This is a genomic window from Phenylobacterium sp. J367, from assembly GCF_024699985.1.
Taxonomy (GTDB): domain Bacteria; phylum Pseudomonadota; class Alphaproteobacteria; order Caulobacterales; family Caulobacteraceae; genus Phenylobacterium.
In genome coordinates this window covers 1307508-1330042 of record NZ_JAJONA010000001.1, presented here as the reverse complement: position 1 = coordinate 1330042, position 22535 = coordinate 1307508, and the positions used below count along the sequence as shown (strand labels likewise).

Below are 22535 nucleotides of genomic sequence, written 5' to 3'. Positions count from 1 at the left end.
GGGTCACCCTCGGTGGAGGCCGAACACGTCCGCCGCGGCGGAGGCGGCCACGGCCTCGGGCGCGGATGCGCCCAGCCCCTGCAGCAGCCCCTGCGCCAGCGCCTCGGCCAGGCGGCGGGCGTCCCCAGGCCGCTGGAGGGTGCGCGAGACGCCGATCTGGACGACGCCCACCGCCATCAGCACCGCCGGTTCCAGCGGAAGTCCGCGGAAGCGGCCCTCGGCCAGCCCGGCCTGCACCGCCGCCCGGACGCCACGGTCCATCGGCGCGTCGGGCACGGTCGCGCCGGGAAATAGGCGCAGCATCGCCGCCGCCGGCTCGGGATGCTCCGCCGCCTGGCGGACGAAGAAGCAGACCGCGCGGGCGACCTGCCGGGCCGGGTCGTCGACGCCGGCGTTCAGGTCCGCGACGCGCGCCTCGACCGCGGCGCGGATCTCGGCGGCGAGTTCGGCGGCCAGCGCCGCCTTGTCGGGGAAGTGGTTGTAGAAGCTGCCCTTCGCCACGTCGGCGGCGGCGACGATCTCGTCGATGTTCACCCCGTCCACCGAACGCTCCGCGAACAGGGCGCGGGCGGCCGACAGCAATGCGGCGCGGGTGCGGATGCGGCGGCGGTCGACGCGCGGCGCGGCCTCTGGCATCGCCATCTCCATTCTTGACGATTTCGTCACTATTGGACATTTTCGTCAGAATTGCAAACGAGGCGAACGATGCCGCTCGAGGTCGAGGTCTTCTGGTCCTTCCGCAGCCCCTATTCCTACCTGGCGGCGCCTAGGCTCGCGGCCATGGCGGCCGAGTACGACGCGGAATTCCGCGTGCGCCCGGTCTACCCTCTGGCCGTCCGCGTCGACGGCTTCTTCAAGCGGCAGGACCGCCGCTGGCCGCTCTATGTGGCGCGGGACTGCTTCCGCATCGCCCAGATGCACGGCCTGCCCTTCGGCCCGCCCCGTCCGGACCCCATCGTCATGGACTTCGCCACTGGAGAGGTCGCCGCCAACCAGCCCTACATCCGCCGGCTCACCCACCTGGGTCAGGCCGCGGTGGAGGCCGGCCGCGGCCTGCCGTTCATCGTCGAGGTCAGCCGGCTTATCTGGGGCGGCGAGGTCCAGGGCTGGGACCAGGGCGACCACCTGGCGCAGGCCACGGCCCGCGCGGGGCTCGACCTCGCGGGCCTAGAGGCCATCGCCGCCGCGGACGGCGAGCGGCTCGAAGCCGCCATCCAGGCCAGCCACGACCGCCTGGAGGCGGTGGGCCATTGGGGCGTGCCGACCATGGTCTTCAGGGACGAGCCGTTCTTCGGCCAGGACCGGCTCGACGTCCTCCTCTGGCGCCTAGGCCAGCACGGTCTCGCCCGTCGTCCCGCGTCAGGCTAGGCCATCCGGCACGAGTTCCAGCATCTCAAAGCCGCCACATCGGCGCTCCGCCCCAGGGCGAGCTGGGCAGCCGCGGCCGCAAGCGCCGGCGGCCCTGGGATCTAGGCGAAGCCCCAGGGGCCTCGCATCTTTCTGGCCGGCGACGAAGGCCGCTGGCGCACCCGACACGATTCGAACGTGTGACCTTTGCCTTCGGAGGGCAACGCTCTATCCAGCTGAGCTACGGGTGCTTGGCAGCGGGAGCGGTTCTCTAGCCGAAAGCCTCGCCGGCCGCAAACGGCGCATCAGATTTCAGTTGGGCAATTTTCCGAAGAGCCGGTACGGCTAGCTTGTCGGTCGTAGACCGCCCGTCCGAGGCGGCGCGCCATCTCTGGGGGAAACGCATGGTCACCTGGTCCAAAACTGCGCGCGCGGGCGCCGGTCTGGCCGCCGCCGCAGCCGCCGCGCTCGCCGCCGGCTTCGCGATCGCCCAGGGGCACGGCGAGGCGCCGCCGCCCGAGCACCCCGGCAAGGCGGTCTACGACCAGTTCTGCGCCGCCTGCCATACCAATCCCGAGGCCGGCAGCCGCGCCGCCCCCCGTCGCCACCCTGCGCCGGATGAGCGCCCAGACCCTGACCACGGCGCTCACGACCGGCGTGATGAAGCCGATCGGAGACCAGCTCACCCGCGAGCAGATGCGGGCGGTGGCCAGCTATCTGGCGCCGGCCGAGGCGCCCGTGGGTACGGCCTGGATCGACCAGAACATGTGCGCCCCCGAGCGCCGAACGGTGGACCTCTCGGCCAAGCCCGCCCAGATCGGCTTCGGTGTCGACCTGGACAACACGCGCCGGATGTCCGCCGCCCAGGCCGGGCTGACGACGAAGGACCTCGGCAACCTGGAGGTCGCCTGGGCCTTGGCCCTGCCGCGCACCAGCGGCCTGCGCGGCCAGGGCGTGGTGGTCGGCGAAACCCTCTTCTATCCGGCGGGCCAAGCGAACCACGTGCTGGCGCTCGACACCAAGAGCGGCTGCGTGAAATGGGCGACGGCCACGCCGTCCCAGGTGCGCACCAGCCTGACATTTGGCCGCCTGGGCAAGGACGGCCCCCTGGGCCTGGTCGGCGGCGATTCCGCGGGCAACCTGATCGCGTTCGACGCCCAGAGCGGCAAGATCCTCTGGCGCGCCGATCCGCGGCACGACAAGACCACGCAGCTCACCGGCACGCCGCTGATCCACGAGGGTCGGATCGTCACGCCGATCTCCGGCACGGACGTGGCCGCCGCCATGCGTGGGGCCTACGAGTGCTGCAAGGGCCACGGGGCGGTGGTCGCGGTCGATGGCAAGGACGGCAAGGTCCTCTGGACCTGGCACACCATGGAGGACGCCAAGCCGCTCGGCCGGCAGAACAGCCAGGGCGCCGCCGCCTACGGCCCGTCCGGCGCGCCGATCTGGTCCTCACCGGCCATCGACGTGAAGCGCGGCGTGGTCTTCGCCTCGACCGGCGAGAACACCTCGCCGCCGGCCACCGTGACCTCCGACGCCATCGCCTCCATCGACCTGGCCACCGGGCGGCAGAACTGGGTCTTCCAGGCGCTGGAGAACGATGTCTGGAACATGTCCTGCCCGGTGGGCATCGACGCGGCCCGTCCGCCGGGCCCCAACTGCTATTTCTTCAAGGAAGGCAGCGTGCTGCTCGACCACGACTTCGGCGCGGGTCCGGTCGTGTTCCGCGGCAAGGGCGGCAAGGACGTGGTCCTCGGCGGCCAGAAGTCGGGGGACGTCTGGGCGCTCGACCCGGCCAACGGCAAGGTCCTGTGGCGCCAGCAGTTCGGCAAGGGCTCGGCGCTGGGCGGCGTCCACTGGGGCATCGCCACCGACGGGACCCGCGTCTTCGCCCCGATCAGCGACCCGAACGTGCCGAAGGACCAGTCGGCGGCCGGGATGCACGCGGTGGATGTGAGGACCGGCAAGGTCGCCTGGCAATGGCGCGCTGAACCGGACTGCACGGGCGAGCGCGCCAAGATCGGCATCTGCGGCAACCGTTACGGCCTCTCCGCGGCGCCCCTGGTCATCGACGGCGCGGTGGTGGCGGGCTCGCTCGACGGCCGGGTCTGGGTGTTCGACGCCCGCAGCGGCAAGGTGCTCGCCATGCACGACACCATCACCACGGCCTACAAGCCGGTGAACGGCATCCCCGGCGCGGGCGGATCGATCGACGCGGCGGGCGTCTTCGCCGGCGACGGCATGCTGTTCGTCAACTCGGGCTACGGCTCGTTCGGCCAGGCGGCGGGCAATGTGCTGGTGGCCTACAGGCCGAAGAAATAGCGCCTAGCCGGCGTCACGCTCCACGAGCGGCGTGACGCCGGCGGCCAGCGCCAGGCGCACTGCGGCCGAGACGCTGCGGACGCCGAGCTTGTCCATCATCTTGCCGCGGTAGATCTCCACCGTGCGGGTTGAGAGATCGAGCTCATAGGCGATGAGCTTCGAAGGCATTCCGGCCAGCAGTCCCTGCAGGACCTCGCGTTCCCGGGCCGAAAGGGAGCCGACCTTCCTGCGGGCGTCCGACGTCCGCGCAGCCTCTTCGGCGCGAGCCTCCAAGGCCTGGAAGGCGTCGCCGATCACCCGTCTCAGCTCTTCGCTGTCGAACGGCTTCTGCAGGTATTCGAAGGCGCCGTTCTTCATGGTTTCGACGGCGAGGCGCACCTCGTTGGCGGCGGTGAGCACCACCACCGGCCAGTCGAAGCCACGGGCGTTGAAGGCCTGTTGCACCTCGACCCCGGTCATGCCCGGCATGCGCATGTCGAGCAGCACGCAACCCGGCCGGGGATCATCGAGGGCCGAGAGGAACGAAGGCCCGTCGGGATAGGTGTCCACCACGCAGCCGGGCGCCGATGAGGACGTGCTCCACCGCCTCCCGGATGAGCTCGTCGTCGTCGACAACATGAACCCGCCGCAAAAGACCCGCTCCACACACCTCACTCAACCGGTGGCTGAGTCTGCCGGGAAAGGTCCGCGCGCGCTACCCTTTGGGAGTGGGGTTTCCGCCCCAGATCCTAGGCCCCGGTGACCTCGTCCCAGAAGCGCTTGGCCTTGCCCAGGAAGCTCGCCTGCTTGGGGTGCTGCTGCTCGGAGCACGTTCCGGCGAACTCGCGCAGCAGTTCCTTCTGCCGGGCGGTCAGCCGGGTCGGCGTCTCGATGAACAGCTCGACCACGAGGTCGCCGCGCTGCGGCCCGCGCAGCGACGGCATGCCGCGGCCCTTCACGCGCACGGTGCGGCCGGTCTGGGCGCCTTCCGGCACCTTCACCTCGAGCTTGCACTGGCCATCGCAGGTCTCGCCGCCCAGCAGGCAGGGAGCCTCGATCTCGCCGCCGAGCGCGGCGACCGCCATCGGCACCGGCACCGTGCAGAGCAGGTCCAGGCCGTCGCGCTCGAAGAGGTCGTGCGGACGCACCGAAAGGAAGATGTAGAGGTCGCCGCGCGGGCCGTTGCGGGCCCCGCGTCGCCCTCGCCGGCCAGCCGGATCCGCGCGCCGTCGTCGACGCCGGCCGGAATGCGCACCGAGAGCGTCCGCTCCTTGCGCACCTGGCCCTGTCCGCGGCAGTCCGCGCAGGGATCGAGGATCATCTGGCCGGAGCCGCCGCAGCGTGGGCAGGCCCGCTCGATGGAGAAGAAGCCCTGCGTCGCGCGCACCCGGCCCGCGCCGTTGCAGCCGGTGCAGGTGGTCGGGCTGGTGCCGGGCTTCGCGCCGGAGCCGTCACAGGTCTCGCAGGTCATGGCCGCGGGGATGGTGATCTCCACCTCGGCGCCCGCATAGGCCTGCTCCAGGCTGATCTCCAGATCGTAGCGCAGGTCCTGGCCGCGGGCCGGACCGCGGCTCTGCTGGCCGCCGCGGCCGCGGCCGCCGAACATGTCGCCGAAGACGTCGCCGAACACCTCGTTGAAGATGTCGTGCACGTCGTGGAACTGCTGCCCGCCGCCCGGGCCGCCCCCATTGACGCCGGCGTGGCCGAAACGGTCGTAGGCCGCCCGCTTCTGGGGGTCGGACAGCACGGAATAGGCTTCGTTGAGTTCCTTGAACCGCCCGGCCGCGTCCTCGCAGCCGCCGTTGCGGTCAGGGTGGTGCTCCATGGCGAGCTTGCGGAAGGCGGCCTTCAGGCCCGCCGCATCGCAGCCGCGCTCGACGCCCAGGATCTCGTAATAGTCCCGCATCAGAAGCTCTGGCGCTCAATCATCAAACTGTTGGGAAGGAGGTGGGATAGCCCCCGCCCGGCTGCAAGGCTTGTGGCCGAGCGGGCGGGGGCTCCCTGTCGTGCTGCAGAAGCGGCGGCGACGTCCCCAGTGACGAACCCTTCGCATGTGAGACCGGGGTTCGCCATGGGGCGCGATGTCACGCCGACTTCTTGTCGTCGACTTCTTCGAACTCGGCGTCGACGACATCGTCGCCGGCGGCGTCCGAGGCAGGTTGCTCGCCGGCGTCGCCGGCGTCCTGCTGGGCCTTGTACATGGCCTCGCCGAGCTTCATCGAAGCCTGGATGAGGGCCTGCGTCTTCGCCGCGATGTCCTCGGCGTCGTCACCTTCCTTGGCCGTCTTCAGCTCGTCGATCGCCGTCTGAATGGCGGTCCGGTCGGCTTCCGAGACCTTGTCCCCGTGCTCGGAGAGCGCCTTCTCGGCGGTGTGCACCGCGCTGTCGGCCTGGTTCTTCGCATCGACCACGGCCTTGCGCTTCTCGTCGTCGGCCTTGTGGGACTCGGCGTCCTTGACCATGGCGTCGATGTCCGCGTCCGAGAGGCCGCCGTTGGCCTGGATGCGGATCGACTGCTCCTTGCTGGTCGCCTTGTCGCGGGCCTGGACGTTGACGATGCCGTTGGCGTCGATGTCGAAGGTGACCTCGACCTGCGGCACGCCGCGGGGCGCCGGCGGGATGCCGACCAGGTCGAACTGGCCGAGCAGCTTGTTGTCCGCCGCCATCGGGCGCTCGCCCTGGAAGACCCGGATCGTCACGGCCGACTGGTTGTCGTCCGCGGTCGAGAAGGTCTGGGAGCGTTTGGTCGGAATCGTGGTGTTGCGCTCGATCAGCGGGGTGAACACGCCGCCCAGGGTCTCGATGCCCAGGGTCAGCGGGGTCACGTCGAGCAGCAGCACGTCCTTGACGTCGCCCTGCAGCACGCCGGCCTGGACCGCGGCGCCCAGCGCCACGACCTCGTCCGGGTTCACGCCCTTGTGGGGCTCGCGGCCGAAGAACTCCTTCACGACCTCGACGACCTTCGGCATGCGGGTCATGCCGCCGACGAGGATCACCTCGTCGATGTCGGTCTTCTTGAGGCCGGCGTCCTTCAGCGCGTTCTCGCACGGGCCGATCGTGCGCTGGATCAGGTCCTCGACGAGGGCCTCCAGCTTGGCGCGCGACAGCTTGATGTTGAGGTGCAGCGGGCCGGACGCGTTCATCGAGATGAAGGGCAGGTTCACCTCGTACTGGGTGACGCTGGAGAGCTCCTTCTTTGCCTTCTCGGCCTCTTCCTTCAGGCGCTGGAGGGCCAGCTTGTCCTTCCGCAGGTCGACGCCCTGCTCCTTCTTGAACTCGTCGGCCAGGTAGTCGACGAGGCGCAGGTCGAAGTCCTCACCGCCGAGGAACGTGTCGCCGTTGGTCGACTTCACCTCGAAGACGCCGTCGCCGATCTCCAGGATCGAGACGTCGAAGGTGCCGCCGCCGAGGTCGTAGACGGCGATCTTCTTGCCGTCGTTCTTCTCGAGGCCGTAGGCCAGGGCCGCCGCGGTCGGCTCGTTGATGATCCGCAGGACTTCCAGGCCCGCGATCTTGCCGGCGTCCTTGGTCGCCTGCCGCTGGGCGTCGTTGAAGTAGGCCGGGACGGTGATGACCGCCTTCTCGACCTTCTCACCGAGGTGCTGCTCGGCGGCTTCCTTCATCTTCTGGAGGATGAAGGCGGAGACCTGCTGGGGCGAATAGTCCTTGCCCTGGGCCTTCACCCAGGCGTCGCCGTTCGGACCCTTCACGATCTCGTACGGCACCATGTGCTTGTCCTTCTCGACCACGGGGTCGGAGAACTGGCGGCCGATCAGGCGCTTGATCGCGAAGAGGGTGTTGGCGGGGTTGGTGACGGCCTGGCGCTTGGCCGGCTGTCCGACGAGGCGTTCGCCGTCTTCCAGGAAGGCGACGATGGACGGCGTGGTCCGCGCGCCCTCGGCGTTCTCGATCACCTTCGGCGCCTTGCCATCCATGATGGCGACGCACGAATTGGTCGTGCCGAGGTCGATGCCGATAATCTTGCTCATTGAGAGTCTTGCTCGCTCCTAGTTGGCGGACGCCGCGGGTTGGCCTTCTATCGAAGCGCCTCGTTTGCGACGCCCCCGGTCGATCAATCTCCGCGAAGTTTCCCAAAGCGGAAGCCTCGCGTCGCCAGCCGATATGGGGAAATTCGCCAAGGCTGCAAGGGCGAATGTCCTTAGCGTCGTCAGGGACATGGACTCACCCGCGCCGCCAGGCGGCCGCAACCTTGGTGTAGAGCTCGGCGGCGAACGGCGCGCGGGCGCCCCGGGAGGCCAGGAAGGCGTGCTCCACCACCATGGCCTGCTGCTCGATATTGAGCCGCGCGAAGTCGCCCAGGCCGTCCGCCCCGTAGGCGTAGCTTGCCGCGCTGTCGCCGGCCCGGAGCTTGGCGAACAGCAGCCGGACCCCGTTCTGGGCCTGCCAGACGTGGGTCAGCTCATGGATCAGCGTCGCCTGGGCGCGCAGCGGCGCGGCGGCCAGGTCTTCGGGCAGCGCCTTCGCCGGCCAGACGATCAGCGAGGGCCCCGCGACGAAGGCCCGATTCCAGAGCGGCAGGGCGAGGAGGCGCACGCGGGCGACGTCCAGCCCTGCGCCGAACATCTCGCGCGCCAGGTCCCGCTCGGCGGGCGTCAGGCGGCGGAGGCTGAACGGGCGGGCGGCCATGAGCGCTCAACGCACGGCGTCGCGGACGGAGCCCTCTAGAACGGCGGGTCCTCGGCGGCCGGCGGCGGCGGCGGGTTCTGCAGAATATCGCCGACCCGATCCGGAGCCGGGGCGGGGGCCACCACCGGTGGCGGGGCGCTGGCCAGGGCCTGCTCGGCGGCGATCCGGGCGGCCTCCGCCTCCTCGCGCGCCTTCTTGTCGGCCTCGAGCTTGGCCAGTTCCTCCGGAGTCGGCTCGGGCGGCGGCGGGGGGCCCTCGATCCGCTCCTGGCTGAGCGGCGTGGCTTCCACGGCCTGCACGGCCTGCGACGCGCCGTCTGACCGCTCGCCCGGCAACCGGCCGCGCGACGGGGCGGTGGCGACGCCGAGGCTGAAGCTGCCCACGGCGACGGCGACGAGGGCGCCGGCGACCACCTGCAGCAAGGGACGGGGCATGGACCAGTCGGTACGGGGCATGGCCGGACCCTAATGCGCCGCGCCCCCGGGCGGAAGCCCGTCGCGCAGCCGCGCAGGGTAAACGCCCGTTAACCGGCAGGGGGCCCAAAAGTGGCCTTCGATCAAACCGGAGGCTGAGGGACGCATGGCGCGGGCGGCGCGGAAGACGGGCATCGAGCTCTTCTGGCACATCGCCGGACTCGCCTGGTCGCATCCCTCGACTGCGCGCCTGCGCGGCGGGATCACCGCCGCGGCCGGCGTCGCCGCGGCCGTGGCCTTCGCCACCTATCACGCCGCCGATCCCAGCCTGAACGCCGCCGGACCCGGCGCGCCGAGGAACGCGCTGGGCGGCGTGGGCGCGGTCGTCGCGGACATCGGCGTGCAGTCCCTGGGCCTCGCCGTCGGCGTCGCCGCCCTCTTGATGGTCGTGCTCGGCCTCAGCCGCGTCACCGCCGGCGAACCGGACGCCAGCCGCCTGCACATCCGCCTGCGGGCGCTGGCCGGCGCAGCCGGCGTGCTGGCCCTGGCTGGCGCGCTCGCGCTCCCGGCGCCGCCCGCCGCCTGGCCGCTGGCCAAGGGCCTGGGGGGCTTCTGGGGGGACACGCTGCTGCACGGACTCTCGGGCCTGATCGCCTGGGCGCACATCCCGCTTTCGACCGCCATCGCCACCGGGCTCCTGGCCGTCGGCGCGCTCGTCGCCCTGGGCTATGGCCTTGGCCTGAGCCGGCGCGACCTCGCCGGGGCCGGCGAGTGGCTGCAGGCCGCGCTCCAGCCGCAGCCGAAGATCCAGCTCAAGGTCGCCAAGGCCGAGAAGCCGGCCAAGCCGGAAAAGCCCGCCCGGCGCACGAAACTCCGGGACGCCGGCATCCCCGCCGCGGCCCTCGGCCCCACGCCCGACGCGGCGGCGGACCGCGGGTTCGACGCTGAGGACGACGACGCCCTCCCCTCGCCCGCCCCGCAGCTCAAGGTCCGCGCCCCCAAGCCCGCACCCAAGGAGAGTGTCCGGGAGCAACGTGAGGCCCAGGCCACCTTCGACTTCGCCCAGACGGGGGGCTTCCGCCTCCCCGAACTGTCCATGTTGGCCAAGCCGAAGCCCCGCGCCGCCCAGTTCGACGAGGGCTCGCTGCGCCAGAACGCCCAGCTGCTGGAGAGCGTCCTGGCCGAGTTCGGCGTCCGCGGCACGGTGGACCAGATCCGCCCGGGCCCGGTCGTCACCCTCTACGAGCTCGTCCCGGCCGCCGGCGTGAAGTCGGCCCGCGTCGTGGCGCTGGCCGACGACATCGCGCGCTCCATGAGCGTCGCGGCCTGCCGCGTCTCGGTCGTGCCGGGCCGCAACGCCATCGGCATCGAGCTGCCGAACTCCAAGCGCGAGACCGTCTACCTGCGCGACCTGCTGGCCGCGCCCGAGTACGAGAAGGGCGGCCAGACGCTCCCCATGGCGCTGGGCGAGACCATCGGCGGCGAGCCCTACATCGCCGACCTCGCCAAGATGCCCCACCTGCTGATCGCCGGCACCACCGGTTCGGGCAAGTCGGTGGGCGTCAACGCGATGATCCTGTCGATCCTCTACCGCCTGCCGCCCGAGCAGTGCCGGATGATCATGATCGACCCCAAGATGCTGGAGCTTTCCGTCTACGACGGCATCCCGCACCTCCTGGCCCCGGTGGTCACCGAGCCCAAGAAGGCCATCGTCGCCCTGAAGTGGGCCGTGCGCGAGATGGAGGACCGCTACCGGCGGATGTCCAAGATCGGCGTCCGCAACGTCGCCTCCTACAACGAGCGGGCCAAGGAGGCCCTCGCGAAAGGCGAGCACTTCGAGCGCACCGTCCAGACCGGCTTCGACGAGGCCGGGCGGCCGATGTACGAGAGCGAGAAGATTCTTCCCGAGCCCATGCCCTATCTCGTCGTGATCATCGACGAGGTGGCTGACCTGATGATGGTCGCCGGCAAGGACATCGAGGGCGCCGTCCAGCGCCTGGCCCAGATGGCGCGGGCCGCCGGCATCCACGTGATCATGGCGACCCAGCGCCCGTCGGTGGACGTCATCACCGGCACCATCAAGGCCAACTTCCCGACCCGGATCAGCTTCCAGGTCACCTCCAAGATCGACAGCCGGACCATCCTGGGCGAGCAGGGCGCCGAGCAGCTGCTGGGCCAGGGCGATCAGCTCTACATGGCCGGCGGCGGCCGCATCACCCGCCTGCACGGGCCCTTCGTCTCCGACGGCGAGGTGGAGGCCGTGGCGAAGTTCCTGCGCGAGCAGGGCCAGCCGCAGTATCTGGAGGAGGTCACCGCCGGCGGCGAGGAGGACGGCGACGACGGTCCCAACCTCGGCTTCGGCGGCGACACCGGCGACGCCAACGACCTCTACGACCGCGCGGTCGCCATCGTCACCCGCGACGGCAAGGCGTCCACCTCCTACGTCCAGCGCCGCCTGCAGATCGGTTACAACCGCGCCGCCTCGCTCATCGAGCGGATGGAGCAGGAGGGCGTCGTGGGCCCGGCCAACCACGCCGGCAAGCGCGAGATTCTGGTCGGCGCGCCGCCCTAGCCCTTTCGGCGACCGCCCGGCTTGTGGCCCTTGGTCATCGGGTCGGGCTTCTTGGGCAGAGGCTTCGAGCCCTCGCTGGCATAGCGCTCCTGGCTCGACCCCAGGCCCATACGGCCGGGTTTCTGCTCGGTGATGGCGCTCTCGCCCCGCTCGATCCGGTCGATGGCGTCGCGCAGCAGGATGGCGGTCTCGAAGTCCTCCTCCGCCACCGCCTTGGCCAGCCTCGCCTTCAGGTCCTCGATCATGACTCCGGAACGCGCCTCCAAGCTTGAGCGTTGCCGCCGGACACGAACCCGCCCTAATGACGCCAAGCGTCAGGGTTAGCGTGATCCCATGCCGGAGCCCACAATGAGCCTCACCCGCCGATCCGCCGTGCTGGCGCTCGCCGCCGCCCCGTTCGCGGCGGGGTCAGCATCCGCACAGACCATCAGCCCCGCAGACAAGGCGCTGGTGGACCGCGCCGTCGCCTACCTTGAGGGCCTGCGCGAGGCCCGCGGCCGCTTCGTGCAGACCGACGCCCGTGGCCAGCGCTCCACAGGCGCACTCTACCTGAAGCGTCCCGGAAAGGCCCGCTTCGCCTATGACCCGCCGTCGGGTCTGACCGTCGTCTCCGACGGCGGCAACGTCGCGGTGCACGACGCCCGGCTGAAGACCTTCGACCGCTATCCGCTGCAGTCCACGCCGCTCTCGCTGTTCCTGGCCAAGACCATCCGCCTCGACCGCGGCGTCACCGTCACCCGCGTCTCGCGGATGGCCGGCGGCTTCTCGATCACGGCCCGCGACGGCGCGAAGAAGACCGCGGGCCAGATCACCCTTACCTTCACCGACGCGCCGCTCGCCCTGGCCGGCTGGACGGTGCAGGACGCCCAGGGCCGCTCGACGCGCGTGCAGGTCCAGGGCCTGCAGGCCGCCTCGGGCCTCGCCGCCGACCTGTTCGTCCTGAAGAACCCCTACCGGGACCGCGCCCGGGCGTGACTGGAAAAACACACGCAAGCCTTAACCTTTGCGTGCTTGCGTTTTTCGGATCGCGTTGCCATAATACCACTATGTTGGATGCGCGTCGGTCGCGCGTCCGGCTACCGTGCCGGAACCTATCCCCTCCCGGCGGCGGCATGAGAGACCACTTTCCACGCCCGGGCCCCTCCAGTGCCCGGGCGTTTCTTTTGCCGCCTTGGCCGGCGCCCGCCGCCCAGTCTAGGAAGCCGCATGCGCCTCCGTATCTGCACCTGGAACGTCAACTCCGTCCGCCTGCGTCACGAGCAGGCCGCCCGGTTCGTCGCCGAGCATGCGCCAGACGTCCTGTGCATGCAGGAGATCAAGTGCCGCGAGGGGGAGTTCCCGCGACAGGCCTTCGTCGACATGGGCCTGCCCTACCTCAAGATCGCCGGCCAGAAGGGCTGGCACGGGGTGGCCATCGCGTCCCGCCTGCCGATCGAGGACGCCCAGCCCCTGGACGTCTGCCGCGAGGGCCACGCCCGCTGCGTGGGCGGGACCGTCGCCGGCGTCGAGGTCCACAACTTCTACATTCCGGCGGGCGGCGACATTCCCGACCGCGAGGCCAATCCGAAGTTCGACCACAAGCTCGACTTCTACGAGAAGCTGACCGCCGAGCTCTCCAAGCGCGACCGTAAGGCGCCGCTGGCCATCGTCGGCGACCTCAACGTGGCCCCGGGCGAGTTCGACGTCTGGAACCACCGCTACATGTCGAAGATCGTCAGCCACACGCCCGTGGAGGTCGAGGCCTTCGCCGCGCTCAAGGCCTCGCTGGACTTCATCGACCTGCCGCGCGAGACGACGCCGGAGCCGGAAAAGATGGCGTCGTGGTGGAGCTATCGCGCTGCCGACTTCCGCCAGTCCAACCGCGGCCTCAGGCTCGACCACATCCTGGTGACGCCGGGCCTCCGCGACGCGGCCTTCCGCCTGGGCTCCGCCGCCAGCCGCGTCCACGACGAGGTCCGCGCCTGGGAACGGCCCAGCGACCACGCCCCGGTGACGGCGGATCTCGTCCTCTAGATCAGGGCGCGAGCTTGTAGCCGCCGGCCTCGGTGAGCAGCAGGCGGGCGTTCGCCGGGTCGGGCTCGATCTTCTGGCGCAGCCGGTAGACGTGGGTCTCCAGCGTGTGGGTGGTGACGCCGGCGTTGTAGCCCCACACCTCGGCCAGCAGCTCCTCCCGGGACACCGGCTTCTCGCCGGCGCGGTAGAGGTACTTCAGGATGTTGGTTTCCTTCTCGGTGAGCCGGATCTTCTTCTGGCTCTCGTCGATCAGCAGCTTGGCGGCCGGTCGGAACTCGTAGGCGCCGAGACGGAACACCGCGCCCTCGGAATGTTCGGCGCTGCGGAGCTGGGCGCGGATCCGGGCCAGCAGGACGGCGAACTTGTAGGGCTTGGTGACATAGTCGTTGGCGCCGGCCTCCAGCCCCTGGACCGTGTCCTCGTCGGCGGCGGCGGCCGTCAGCATGATCACCGGGGCGGCGACGCCCTTGGCGCGCATCTGCCGGCAGGCCTCGCGGCCGTCCATGTCGGGGAGGTCCACGTCGAGCAGCACCAGGTCGGGCCGGATCTCGACGGCGAGCTCGACACCGCGCCCGGCGGTGTCGGCTTCCACGGTGTTGAACTCTTCAGCCTGGAGCTGTTCGGCGACTGCGCCGCGCAGGTCCGCGTCATCGTCGACGATGAGGAGGGTCTTGCGTTGAGGCATGGGCAAGAACATGCACCGTAATCTGCCGTCGGGGCAAAGCATTATCCGGAGCCGTCGTGATCTTCACCGCCACGCCTGACGGGATGTTCGACCTGGGGAACCGCAAGGCGCGTTGCGCGTTGGGCCGCTCCGGCGTCGTCGCGGCCGCCGACAAGCGCGAGGGCGACGGCTGCTCGCCGGCGGGCGTCTGGCCCGTACGGCGCGTGCTCTACCGACCCGACAAGGGCGCGGGCGCCGGCGACGGCCCTGCCTGTCGAGCCGATCCAGCCGGACGACGGCTGGTGCGACGCCGCCGGCGACCCGGCCTACAATCGCCCGGTCAAGCTGCCCTACCCCGCCAGCGCCGAGCGCATGTGGCGGACCGAGGACGAGGCCTACGACGTGGTCGTGGTTCTCGGCCACAATGACGAGCCGGTGGTCGACGGCCTGGGCTCGGCCATCTTCCTGCACCTCAGGAAGCCCGGCTACACGCCCACCGAGGGCTGCGTCGCCCTGGCCCCCGACGACATGGCGGCCTTCCTGGCGGCCGCGAAGCCCGGCGACGCCGTCGAGATCCGGCTCTAGCCGCGCGCTCCGAACACCGCGGAGCCGACCCGGACCGAGGTCGCGCCGAAGCGGATCGCGGTCTCGAAGTCGTCGCTCATGCCCATGGAGAGCTTCGCAAGCCCGTTGCGCTCGGCGATCTTCCGCAGGAGCGCGAAGTGCGGTCCGGGGGTTCGCCGACGGGCGGGATGCACATCAGCCCCTCGGGCGCGAGGCCATAGATCGCCCGGCAGGCGCCGATGAAGGCGTCGGCTTCGGCCGGAACGACGCCCGCCTTCTGCGCTTCCTCGCCGGTGTTCACCTGGACGTAGAACCGCGGGCTTCGCCCCTGCTTCTGCACCTGGTCGGCGACCGCGGTGGCGAGCTTGCCGCGGTCGAGGGTCTCGATGACGTCGAAGAAGGCGACCGCCTCCTTGGCCTTGTTGGTCTGCAGCGGTCCGATCAGGTGCAGCGTCAGGCCCGCGGCCTTGCCGGCCCAGCGGGCTTCGGCCTCCTGCACCCGGTTCTCGCCGAAAACTCGCTGGCCGGCGGCGAGTACGGGTTCGATGGCCTCCCACGGCTGCTGCTTGGAGACCGCCACCAAGGTGACATCCCCGGGCGCTCGTCCGGAGGCTTGCGCCGCGGCGGCGATCCGGGCCACGACGTCGAGATAGGCAGTGGCGGGAGCGGCGGTCATCTCGGGGACGTTCTGGACCTTGCGGCGGACTGCGGCGCTCTTAAGCCGCCGCGCGGGCTCGTGGAAGGCCCTGCCGCCGCTGCTGTTCTTCACCGACCCCGTCCGCACGCCCGACCCCTGCGGCGTCGCCGCCGCCCTGCCGGCCGGCTCGGCGGTGGTGTTCCGGGGGTTCGGCGCCGCCGACGCCGAACAGACCGCCCGCGCCCTGCTGGCCGTCGCCCGGGACCGCCGCCTGAGGCTGCTGATCGGCGCGGACCCCGGTCTCGCGGCCCGGATCGGGGCCGACGGCGTCCACCTGCCCGAGCGGCTCGCCCGTCGCGCCGGCCCCCTGAAGCGCGCCCATCCCCGCTGGACCGTCACCGCAGCGGCCCATTCCCTGCCGGCGGCTCGGCGCGCGATCTCCGCCGGGGCGGACGCCGCCGTGATCTCGGTCGCCTTCGCCAGCAACAGCGCCTCGGCGGGAACGCCGCTCGGCCCGGTGCGCCTGGCGCGGCTCGCCCGCGGCGCCGGCGGCCCGGTCTACGCCCTGGGCGGGATCACAAATGAAACGGCCCGCCGTCTCGTCGACGCGGGCCTGGTGGGTCTGGCGGCCGTGGAGGGCCTGATCAGAACTTGAAGTTGGTCTCCAGCCGCACCCGCGGCTGGCCCTTGGCGGCGTCCGGCTTCTTCGGCCCCGGCGCGAACTGCTCCTCGCCCAGCGCCACCGCGCCGCCGACCCGGATGGACGGGGTGATGCGATAGTAGGCCCCGGCCTCGACGTCGTTCAGCGTCGACGGGCGCGCCGTCGGCTGCTCGAGGTTGAAGGTCAGGCCCCAGCGCCGCTTCTGCACATCCCATTTCATGGTCTGGCCGGCGTTCGGCTGGATGGGGGACGCCGTCGGCTCCTGGCGGACGGTGAAGTCCTGTTCGGCGGCGTGCACAGCCGTCGCGCCCGCGCCGAACAGCGCGGCCGTGGCGATCGCAGCGAGGATCCGTCGAGCCGACATACGCAACATATAACCCCAGCACACCGTGTCCGCAGCCCCCCGCTTGGAGGAGACCGACGGTCAAGGTCGATTAGAGAACACCTTACGTATGGGTCAATCGTGACTCTGTGACAGAAGGTCCCGCCGCAGACGAATCGTTCGGCGCCTGTGTCCGAAGGGCCACGCGATTTCGATTTGGCGCCGGGAAGGCCATTGCTATAGAGGGCGCGGCGCGGGGCGGCGCCGTAGCGCTTCGAAAAGGCGCGACGGAAATCAATTGGAGCGGATGCATATGCCGTTTGTGCGCGGTTCTTGGGTGCGTGGCGTGACGACGGGCGCTCTGGCGTTGGGTGTCCTGGGTCTGGCCGCCTGCTCGGGCGGGCCTGCCATGTTCGGCCGCGGCCAGGAGGCTCAGGCCGCCCAGGCCCAGACCGGAATCGGCGTGAACGGCTATCTGTGGCGTGCCACGCTGGACACCCTGTCCTTCATGCCGCTGGCGTCCGCCGACCCCTACGGCGGCGTGGTGATCACCGACTGGTACACCAACCCCGAAAAGCCGGACGAGCGCTTCAAGGCCACCGTCTACATCCTGGACTCGCGCCTGCGCGCCGACGGCCTGAACGTGGCGGTCTTCAAGCAGAGCCGCGACGCGGGCGGCAACTGGGTCGATGCGGCTCCGGCCACCCAGACCGAGACGGACATCGAGAACGCGATCCTGACCCGCGCGCGCCAGCTTCGACTTTCGAACATCCGGGGCTGAGGCCCTCGGATCTCGATCGTCGACGGCGCGTGACGTGATCCGCCGTTGACCGGACCTCCACATCCAGTCCAAAGGCGGCCCGTCATGGCCCGTTACAATCCCAAGGAAACCGAGCCCCGCTGGCGGCAGGCGTGGACCGACGCCGACGCCTTCCGGGCTGTCGCCGACCGCTCGAAGCCGAAGTACTACGTGCTGGAGATGTTCCCGTACCCGTCGGGACGTCTCCACATGGGCCATGTGCGCAACTACGCCATGGGCGACGTCATCGCCCGCTTCAAGCGCGCCCGCGGCTTCTCCGTCCTGCATCCCATGGGCTGGGACGCCTTCGGTCTGCCCGCCGAGAACGCCGCCATGGAGCGGGGCGTCGATCCCAAGGCCTGGACCTACGAGAACATCGCCCGGATGCGGGCCGAGCTGAAGGAGCTGGGCCTCTCCATCGACTGGTCGCGCGAGTTCGCCACCTGCGATGTGGACTATTACGGCAAGCAGCAGGCCTGGTTCCTGGACCTGTTCGCCCGCGGCCTGGTCTATCGCAAGGAGAGCCTGGTCAACTGGGACCCGGTCGACCAGACGGTGCTGGCCAACGAGCAGGTGGTCGACGGCCGCGGCTGGCGGTCGGGCGCGGTCGTGGAGAAGCGCAAGCTGGCCCAGTGGTCCATGCGGATCACCGACTACGCCGACCAGCTGACCGACGACCTGGCGAGCCTGGACCGCTGGCCCGAGAAGGTCCGCGTGATGCAGGAGAACTGGATCGGCCGCTCCAAGGGGCTGAGGTTCCGGTTCCATTTCGCGAGCGGCCCGCCGGCCGACAGCGGCGTGGAGGACCTGGAGGTCTACACCACCCGTCCCGACACCCTGTTCGGCGCGAGCTTCGTCGGCATCGCCCCTGATCACCCGCTGGCCGCGGCGGTCGCCGCGCGCGACCCCAAGGCCGCCGCCTTTGTCGAGCAGTGCCGCAAGGGCGCGGCCACCGAGGCGGAGATCGAGACCGCCGAGAAGCTCGGCTACGACACCGGCCTGAAGGTGAAGCACCCGTTCGATCCGACCTGGGAGCTGCCGGTCTGGATCGCCAACTTCATCCTGATGGACTACGGCACGGGCGCGATCTTCGCTTGCCCGGCCCACGACCAGCGCGATCTCGACTTCTGCCGCAAGTACGACCTGCCGGTGAAGCCCGTGGTCCTGCCGCCCGGCGAGGATCCGGCGACCTTCACGGTCGGAACCGAGGCCTATGTGGGTCCCGGAACCATCTACAATTCCAACGGCTTGGACGGCCTGGACATCGAGGCGGCGAAGGCCGAAGCCATCGCCCGCCTCGAGGCCCAGGGCGATGGCGAGGGCGCGACCGTCTTCCGCCTGCGCGACTGGGGCGTCTCGCGCCAACGCGCCTGGGGCTGCCCGATCCCGGTGGTCCACTGCGAGGCCTGCGGGGTCGTCCCCCCTGCCGAAGAGCGCGCTGCCGGTCGCCCACCCGGCCGACATCGAGTTCGGCAAGTCCGGCAACGCCCTCGAGCGCCACCCGACCTGGAAGCACACCACCTGCCCCGGCTGCGGCGGCCCCGCCACCCGCGAGACCGACACGCTGGACACCTTCGTGGACAGCTCCTGGTACTTCGCCCGCTTCGCCAACCCGCACGTCCCCGAGCCGATCAGCAAGGAGGACGCGGACTACTGGCTGCCCGTCGACCAGTACATCGGCGGCATCGAGCACGCCGTGCTGCACCTGCTCTACGCCCGCTTCATCACCAAGGCCCTGGCCGACGACGGCCAACTCTCGGTGCGCGAGCCGTTCGCGGGCCTGTTCACGCAGGGCATGGTCACCCACGAGACCTACCGGCGGCAGAACGGCGAGTGGATCGAGCCCAGGGAGGTGGACGTCACCGCCGAGGGGAACACCCGCCGCGCCCGGCTGATCGAGACCGGCGAGCCCGTGGTGATCGGCGACATCGAGAAGATGTCGAAGTCCAAGAAGAACACCGTGGCGCCCGAGGAGATCTTCGACGTCTATGGCGTGGACGCCGCGCGCCTGTTCGTGCTCTCCGACAGCCCGGCGGAGCGCGACGTCCAGTGGACGACCGGCGGCGTGCAGGGCTCCTGGCGCTTCGTGAACCGCGTCTGGGACGAGTTCGACAGCCAGCCCGAGGGCGCGTCGGCTGCCGAGCCGGACGCCGAGCTGCGCCGCGCGACCCACAAGCTCGTCAAGCAGGTGACCGAGGCCATTGACGGCTTCCGGTTCAACTCCGGCATCGCCCGGCTCTACGAGTTCCTGAACCTCTTGAAGGCCAACCCCGCCAAGGGGGCCTCGCCCGCCATTCTGGCCGCCCGCCAGGAGGCGCTGAGCGCCTTCGCGCGCCTGATCGCCCCCCTTCACGCCCCACCTGGCCGAGGAATGCTGGGCCCGGATCGGCGGCGAGGGCATGGTGGTCGCCGCGCCCTGGCCGGGCTTCGATCCGGCGCTCACCGAGGACGCCGTGAAGGTCCTGCCGGTGCAGGTGAACGGCAAGCGCCGGGGCGAGATCACCGCGCCGGCCGGCGCAGAACCGGCCGACGTGGAAAAGATGGTGCTTGACGATCCCGAGATCGCACGGCGCCTTGAGGGCCTGACCATCCGCAAGGTGATCGTGGTGAAGGATCGCATCGTCAACATCGTGGCCGCCTGATGCGCAAGGCCCTCGCGCTCTGCCTGATCCTGGCCGCCGGAGCCCTCTCCGGCTGCGGATTAACGCCCCTCTACGGCACGCCCGGCGTGGTCTCGAACCTCGCCTCCATCGATGTGGTCGCGCCCGAGGGCCGCACGGGCTACCTGATCCGCCAGCACCTGGACGACGCCTTCGCCAAGAACCACGGAGTCACGCCGGCCTGGCGGATGAATCTGCAGCTCAACGAGGCGCGCTACCCCCGCGGCGTGCGGATCGACAACGTCGCCACCCGCTATGAGTACGTGCTGACCGCCAACTACGCGCTGGTGAGCACCGCCTCGGGCGTGGCCGAGAAGGCCGGCAGCGTGCGCGTCGAGCTCACCTACGACAGCGCCGACCAGCCCTACGCCTCGATCGCCGCCCAGCAGGACGCCCAGGACCGCGCGGCCGAGGAAGCGGCGCGGCGCATCCAGCTCGAACTGGCGGCCTGGCTCGCGGACCGGGCGAAGTCCTAGACCCCGATGATCCTCTCCAAGCGCCCCGATATTGAGCGCTTCCTGAAATCCCCGGACCCGGGCGTCCGCGCCGCGGTGATCTACGGCCGCGACGTGGGCGTGGTCCGCGACCGCGGCCATCAGCTTGCGGCGAAGGTGGCCGCCAACCCCGACGACCCCTTCGATGTCGCCCAGCTCACCGACGGCGACCTCGATTCCCGACGCCGGCCGCCTGGAGGGCGAGCTCGCCGCCCAGTCGCTGATGGGCGGCCGCCGGCTGGTGCGCCTGCGTCTCACGTCGGACAAGGCCGGGCCCGACAAGGTCGCCGCCGAGGCGCTCACCCGCCACGCCGCCGGCGAGCTCAATCCCGACGCCTTCCTGCTGATCGAGGCGGGCGCCCTCGACCGCACCTCGGCGCTCCGGAAGGTCGCCGAGAAGGTCACGGGCGCGGTCTGCATCCCCTGCTACGAGGACGAGCCGGGCGACGTGGCCCGCCTGGTCCGCGAGACCCTGGCGCGCGACAACGTCAGCCTGAACCCCGACGCGCTCGCCCTCTTCGTCGCCCGGATGCCCAAGGAGCGCGGCGTGGCCCGCGCCGAAATCGAGCGGCTGGCCCTCTACCTCGGCCCCGGCAGCAACACGACCGCCACCCCGGCCGACCTGGAGGCGTTCCTGGGCGTCGAGCCCGAGGCCTCTCTGCTCGACGCGGCGTCCGACGCATTCGGCGGTCGCCTGGCCGAGGCCCAGGCCGGGCTTCGCCGCGCGGCCCAGGAGGGCGAGGCGGGCCCTGCCGCCGTGCGCGCGATCGGCATGCACCTCGGCCGCCTGCGCCGCACGCTGACGCTTGCCAAGTCCGGCGCCGGCCTGCAGGAGGCCGCCAAGGCTTCCGGGGTCTTCTGGAAGCAGGAGCGCGAGTTTCTCCGCCAGGCCCGCACCTGGACCCTCGACGAGCTCGACAGGATCCAGCCCGAGGTGCTGGCCGCCGACAGGGCCTGCAAGACCGCCGGCTCCCCGGATCAGCTCATCGCCCAGCGCCTGGCCCTGACCATCGCCGGCCGCGCGCGGCGGATGGGTCTTTAGCCCCGGTCGCGGACCATCGAATAGAGGATGCAGTCCTCGGGGCCGTCCGCGCCGAAGCCGGCCTTTCGCAGGATCCCCTCGCTGGCGTAGCCGGCGTCCTCCACGCGGCGCGCGGCCCGGTCGTCCCAGGTGGGCACGAGGAGCTGCAGGCGGCGGAGGTTCGGCTTGGCGTTGAACAGCAGGTCGCTCATCAACTTCAGCGCCTCGACGCCATAGCCCTTGCCGTAGTCGTCGCGATCATGGAGCACGAGGCTGATCTCGAAGCCCTGGATGCCGGGGCCCGAGCGGTAGAACTGGATCGTGCCCACCAGCCGGTCGTCCACCTCGATGGCCAGCACCCCGGCGTCATCGGTCCAGAACCCGGTCTCGTCGTAGACCTCGCGGGCCCGCACCGGGTTGCTCAGCGGCTCGACGGCCGAGAGCGCGAAGGGGACCTTCGAGGCGGCCTTCAGGTCCCGCGCCGTCAGCCGCGAGAGGGTGACGATGGAACCCTGGGCGACACTCATGTCCGCGTGAGCCTCCGGCAGATCTCGTCGAGCTGCTCCAGCGTGGCATAGCGGATGCGCAGTTCGCCAGCCCCGCCGCGGTCGGTGATGTCGACGCTCATGCCGAGCACGTCCTCGAGGTCGGCCTCGAGGGCGGCGGTGTCGGTGTCCTTCTGCGGCCTGCGGGGGCCGGACGCCTTCTTCGGGCCGGCGGCCTTGGCGCGGACCAGGGCCTCGGCGTCGCGCACCGAGAGACCGCGGGAGACGATCTGCTCCGCCACCGTCTCCTGGTCGTCGGAGGCGAGGATCGCCCGGGCATGGCCGGCGGTCAGGCGGGCGTGCAGCACATGGTCCTGGACGCTGGGCGGCAGCTGCAGCAGGCGCAGCGTGTTGGCCACGTGGCTGCGGCTCTTGCCGACCGCGTTGGCGGCCTGCTCCTGGGTGTAGCCCATCCGGCCCATCAGGCTCTCGTAGGCCTTGGCCTCCTCCATCGCGTTGAGGTCTTCGCGCTGGACGTTCTCGACGATGGCGATCTCGTAGGCGGCGTTGTCGTCCAGGGGCCGGACCAGCGCCGGGATCGAGCCGGCGCCGGCGCGCTGCGAGGCGCGCCAGCGGCGCTCGCCGGCGACGATCTCATATTCCCCGGTCTTCTCCGGCGACGGCCGCACCAGGATCGGCTGCAGCACGCCCGACGCACGGATCGAGGCTTCCAGCTCCGCGAGCTCGGCCTCGGAGAAGTGCTGCCGCGGCTGGTTCGGGTTGCGGTGGATCAGCTCGATGGGGATCTCCCGCACGCCGGACGGCGGCGGCGCGCCGGGCGCCGGGGCCTCCCCCGTCACCACCGCTTCCTCAGCCTCTCCCAGGAGGGCCGACAGGCCGCGTCCCAGTCCTCTGCGCTCAGCCATCGTCTC

General features: G+C 70.8%; 19 protein-coding genes, 1 tRNA gene and 4 pseudogenes. 11 read left to right on the top strand and 13 right to left on the bottom strand.

Features of this window, described 5'->3' with window-relative positions:
- Nucleotides 1-3 precede the first annotated feature (3 nt).
- The gene (locus tag LRS04_RS07190) at nt 4-636 is read right to left on the bottom strand and encodes a TetR/AcrR family transcriptional regulator (RefSeq protein WP_257815767.1); all 633 of its coding nucleotides are present in this window, start codon (nt 634-636) and stop codon (nt 4-6) included.
- A gap of 69 nt (nt 637-705) precedes the next feature.
- Here LRS04_RS07190 and LRS04_RS07185 point away from each other — a divergent pair, with 69 nt between their 5' ends.
- A complete protein-coding gene (locus LRS04_RS07185) occupies nt 706-1368 on the top strand; it encodes a 2-hydroxychromene-2-carboxylate isomerase (protein WP_257815766.1) in 663 nt (220 codons plus the stop codon).
- Between the two features lie 153 nt (nt 1369-1521).
- Here the strand turns inward: LRS04_RS07185 and LRS04_RS07180 are convergent.
- Nucleotides 1522-1598 (bottom strand) — tRNA-Arg (locus tag LRS04_RS07180).
- Nucleotides 1599-1965: 367 nt separating this feature from the next.
- Here LRS04_RS07180 and LRS04_RS07175 point away from each other — a divergent pair.
- Nucleotides 1966-3672 (top strand): PQQ-binding-like beta-propeller repeat protein, encoded by a 1707-nt coding sequence (locus tag LRS04_RS07175; protein WP_257815765.1) that lies wholly within the window; start codon nt 1966-1968, stop codon nt 3670-3672.
- A gap of 3 nt (nt 3673-3675) precedes the next feature.
- Here LRS04_RS07175 and LRS04_RS07170 read toward each other — a convergent pair whose 3' ends face one another.
- From LRS04_RS07170 to LRS04_RS07150, 5 genes and pseudogenes are all read right to left on the bottom strand, one after another.
- Entirely contained in the window at nt 3676-4224 is a 549-nt protein-coding gene (locus LRS04_RS07170; RefSeq protein WP_257815764.1) for a response regulator transcription factor, read from the bottom strand.
- A gap of 176 nt (nt 4225-4400) precedes the next feature.
- Nucleotides 4401-5557: pseudogene (dnaJ, locus tag LRS04_RS07165) on the bottom strand (molecular chaperone DnaJ).
- Between the two features lie 178 nt (nt 5558-5735).
- Nucleotides 5736-7640, bottom strand: a complete 1905-nt coding sequence (dnaK, locus tag LRS04_RS07160) for a molecular chaperone DnaK (RefSeq protein ID WP_257815763.1) — start codon at nt 7638-7640, stop codon at nt 5736-5738.
- Between the two features lie 193 nt (nt 7641-7833).
- A complete protein-coding gene (locus LRS04_RS07155) occupies nt 7834-8298 on the bottom strand; it encodes a hypothetical protein (RefSeq protein WP_257815762.1) in 465 nt (154 codons plus the stop codon).
- 35 nt (nt 8299-8333) lie between these two features.
- Complete coding sequence (locus LRS04_RS07150; RefSeq protein WP_257815761.1) at nt 8334-8753, bottom strand: hypothetical protein; 420 nt, start codon at nt 8751-8753, stop codon at nt 8334-8336.
- A 124-nt stretch (nt 8754-8877) separates the two neighbouring features.
- Here LRS04_RS07150 and LRS04_RS07145 point away from each other — a divergent pair, with 124 nt between their 5' ends.
- Nucleotides 8878-11283 (top strand): DNA translocase FtsK, encoded by a 2406-nt coding sequence (locus tag LRS04_RS07145; RefSeq protein ID WP_257815760.1) that lies wholly within the window; start codon nt 8878-8880, stop codon nt 11281-11283.
- Here the strand turns inward: LRS04_RS07145 and LRS04_RS07140 are convergent.
- On the bottom strand, nt 11280-11528 hold the full coding sequence (locus tag LRS04_RS07140) for a UvrB/UvrC motif-containing protein (protein ID WP_257815759.1): 249 nt from the start codon (nt 11526-11528) through the stop codon (nt 11280-11282). The genes LRS04_RS07145 and LRS04_RS07140 overlap by 4 nt on opposite strands.
- A 103-nt stretch (nt 11529-11631) precedes the next feature.
- On the opposite strand from LRS04_RS07140, the gene LRS04_RS07135 reads away from it, so the two are divergent.
- Nucleotides 11632-12258, top strand: a complete 627-nt coding sequence (locus LRS04_RS07135) for an outer membrane lipoprotein carrier protein LolA (RefSeq protein WP_257815758.1) — start codon at nt 11632-11634, stop codon at nt 12256-12258.
- A 231-nt stretch (nt 12259-12489) separates the two neighbouring features.
- On the top strand, nt 12490-13296 hold the full coding sequence (locus LRS04_RS07130) for an exodeoxyribonuclease III (protein ID WP_257815757.1): 807 nt from the start codon (nt 12490-12492) through the stop codon (nt 13294-13296).
- A gap of 1 nt (nt 13297) precedes the next feature.
- Here LRS04_RS07130 and LRS04_RS07125 read toward each other — a convergent pair whose 3' ends face one another.
- Nucleotides 13298-13981 (bottom strand): response regulator transcription factor, encoded by a 684-nt coding sequence (locus LRS04_RS07125; RefSeq protein WP_257819012.1) that lies wholly within the window; start codon nt 13979-13981, stop codon nt 13298-13300.
- A 75-nt stretch (nt 13982-14056) separates the two neighbouring features.
- Here LRS04_RS07125 and LRS04_RS27705 point away from each other — a divergent pair, with 75 nt between their 5' ends.
- Nucleotides 14057-14545, top strand: a complete 489-nt coding sequence (locus LRS04_RS27705; protein WP_374577132.1) for a L,D-transpeptidase — start codon at nt 14057-14059, stop codon at nt 14543-14545.
- Here LRS04_RS27705 and LRS04_RS07115 read toward each other — a convergent pair.
- A pseudogene (locus LRS04_RS07115) lies at nt 14542-15200 on the bottom strand (YggS family pyridoxal phosphate-dependent enzyme). The gene LRS04_RS27705 and the pseudogene LRS04_RS07115 sit on opposite strands and share 4 nt — an antisense overlap.
- A 19-nt stretch (nt 15201-15219) precedes the next feature.
- On the opposite strand from LRS04_RS07115, the gene LRS04_RS07110 reads away from it, so the two are divergent.
- Nucleotides 15220-15816 carry a thiamine phosphate synthase gene (locus LRS04_RS07110; RefSeq protein WP_257815756.1) on the top strand — a complete coding sequence of 199 codons (597 nt, stop codon included), beginning with the start codon at nt 15220-15222 and terminating at the stop codon, nt 15814-15816.
- Here LRS04_RS07110 and LRS04_RS07105 read toward each other — a convergent pair.
- Nucleotides 15806-16186, bottom strand: a complete 381-nt coding sequence (locus tag LRS04_RS07105) for an NtrZ family periplasmic regulatory protein (protein WP_257819010.1) — start codon at nt 16184-16186, stop codon at nt 15806-15808. The two genes, LRS04_RS07110 and LRS04_RS07105, sit on opposite strands and share 11 nt — an antisense overlap.
- A gap of 271 nt (nt 16187-16457) precedes the next feature.
- On the opposite strand from LRS04_RS07105, the gene LRS04_RS07100 reads away from it, so the two are divergent.
- From LRS04_RS07100 to holA, 4 genes and pseudogenes are all read left to right on the top strand, one after another.
- The gene (locus tag LRS04_RS07100) at nt 16458-16925 is read left to right on the top strand and encodes a DUF3576 domain-containing protein (RefSeq protein ID WP_257819009.1); all 468 of its coding nucleotides are present in this window, start codon (nt 16458-16460) and stop codon (nt 16923-16925) included.
- Between the two features lie 84 nt (nt 16926-17009).
- A pseudogene (gene leuS, locus LRS04_RS07095) lies at nt 17010-19585 on the top strand (leucine--tRNA ligase).
- Nucleotides 19585-20079: an LPS assembly lipoprotein LptE gene (gene lptE / locus LRS04_RS07090; protein ID WP_257815755.1), complete on the top strand. Its 495-nt coding sequence runs from the start codon at nt 19585-19587 to the stop codon at nt 20077-20079. The pseudogene leuS and the gene lptE overlap by 1 nt, the downstream one beginning before the upstream one ends.
- A 6-nt stretch (nt 20080-20085) precedes the next feature.
- A pseudogene (gene holA, locus LRS04_RS07085) lies at nt 20086-21139 on the top strand (DNA polymerase III subunit delta).
- Here holA and LRS04_RS07080 read toward each other — a convergent pair.
- On the bottom strand, nt 21136-21645 hold the full coding sequence (locus tag LRS04_RS07080) for a GNAT family N-acetyltransferase (protein ID WP_257815754.1): 510 nt from the start codon (nt 21643-21645) through the stop codon (nt 21136-21138). The pseudogene holA and the gene LRS04_RS07080 sit on opposite strands and share 4 nt — an antisense overlap.
- Nucleotides 21642-22529, bottom strand: coding sequence for a ParB/RepB/Spo0J family partition protein (locus tag LRS04_RS07075; protein ID WP_257815753.1), 888 nt, complete (start codon nt 22527-22529; stop codon nt 21642-21644). The genes LRS04_RS07080 and LRS04_RS07075 overlap by 4 nt, the downstream gene beginning before the upstream one ends.
- Between the last annotated feature and the right edge of the window lie 6 nt (nt 22530-22535).

Bases quoted from the DNA above. Each gene is read 5' to 3' on its own strand.
- LRS04_RS07190 (WP_257815767.1), bottom strand. From the start codon at position 636: ATGCCAGAGGCCGCGCCGCGCGTCGACCGCCGCCGCATCCGCACCCGC.
- LRS04_RS07185 (WP_257815766.1), top strand. From the start codon at position 706: ATGCCGCTCGAGGTCGAGGTCTTCTGGTCCTTCCGCAGCCCCTATTCC.
- LRS04_RS07175 (WP_257815765.1), top strand. From the start codon at position 1,966: ATGAGCGCCCAGACCCTGACCACGGCGCTCACGACCGGCGTGATGAAG.
- dnaK (WP_257815763.1), bottom strand. From the start codon at position 7,640: ATGAGCAAGATTATCGGCATCGACCTCGGCACGACCAATTCGTGCGTC.
- LRS04_RS07155 (WP_257815762.1), bottom strand. From the start codon at position 8,298: ATGGCCGCCCGCCCGTTCAGCCTCCGCCGCCTGACGCCCGCCGAGCGG.
- LRS04_RS07150 (WP_257815761.1), bottom strand. From the start codon at position 8,753: ATGCCCCGTACCGACTGGTCCATGCCCCGTCCCTTGCTGCAGGTGGTC.
- LRS04_RS07145 (WP_257815760.1), top strand. From the start codon at position 8,878: ATGGCGCGGGCGGCGCGGAAGACGGGCATCGAGCTCTTCTGGCACATC.
- LRS04_RS07140 (WP_257815759.1), bottom strand. From the start codon at position 11,528: ATGATCGAGGACCTGAAGGCGAGGCTGGCCAAGGCGGTGGCGGAGGAG.
- LRS04_RS07135 (WP_257815758.1), top strand. From the start codon at position 11,632: ATGAGCCTCACCCGCCGATCCGCCGTGCTGGCGCTCGCCGCCGCCCCG.
- LRS04_RS07130 (WP_257815757.1), top strand. From the start codon at position 12,490: ATGCGCCTCCGTATCTGCACCTGGAACGTCAACTCCGTCCGCCTGCGT.
- LRS04_RS07125 (WP_257819012.1), bottom strand. From the start codon at position 13,981: ATGCCTCAACGCAAGACCCTCCTCATCGTCGACGATGACGCGGACCTG.
- LRS04_RS07105 (WP_257819010.1), bottom strand. From the start codon at position 16,186: ATGTCGGCTCGACGGATCCTCGCTGCGATCGCCACGGCCGCGCTGTTC.
- LRS04_RS07100 (WP_257819009.1), top strand. From the start codon at position 16,458: ATGCCGTTTGTGCGCGGTTCTTGGGTGCGTGGCGTGACGACGGGCGCT.
- lptE (WP_257815755.1), top strand. From the start codon at position 19,585: ATGCGCAAGGCCCTCGCGCTCTGCCTGATCCTGGCCGCCGGAGCCCTC.
- LRS04_RS07080 (WP_257815754.1), bottom strand. From the start codon at position 21,645: ATGAGTGTCGCCCAGGGTTCCATCGTCACCCTCTCGCGGCTGACGGCG.
- LRS04_RS07075 (WP_257815753.1), bottom strand. From the start codon at position 22,529: ATGGCTGAGCGCAGAGGACTGGGACGCGGCCTGTCGGCCCTCCTGGGA.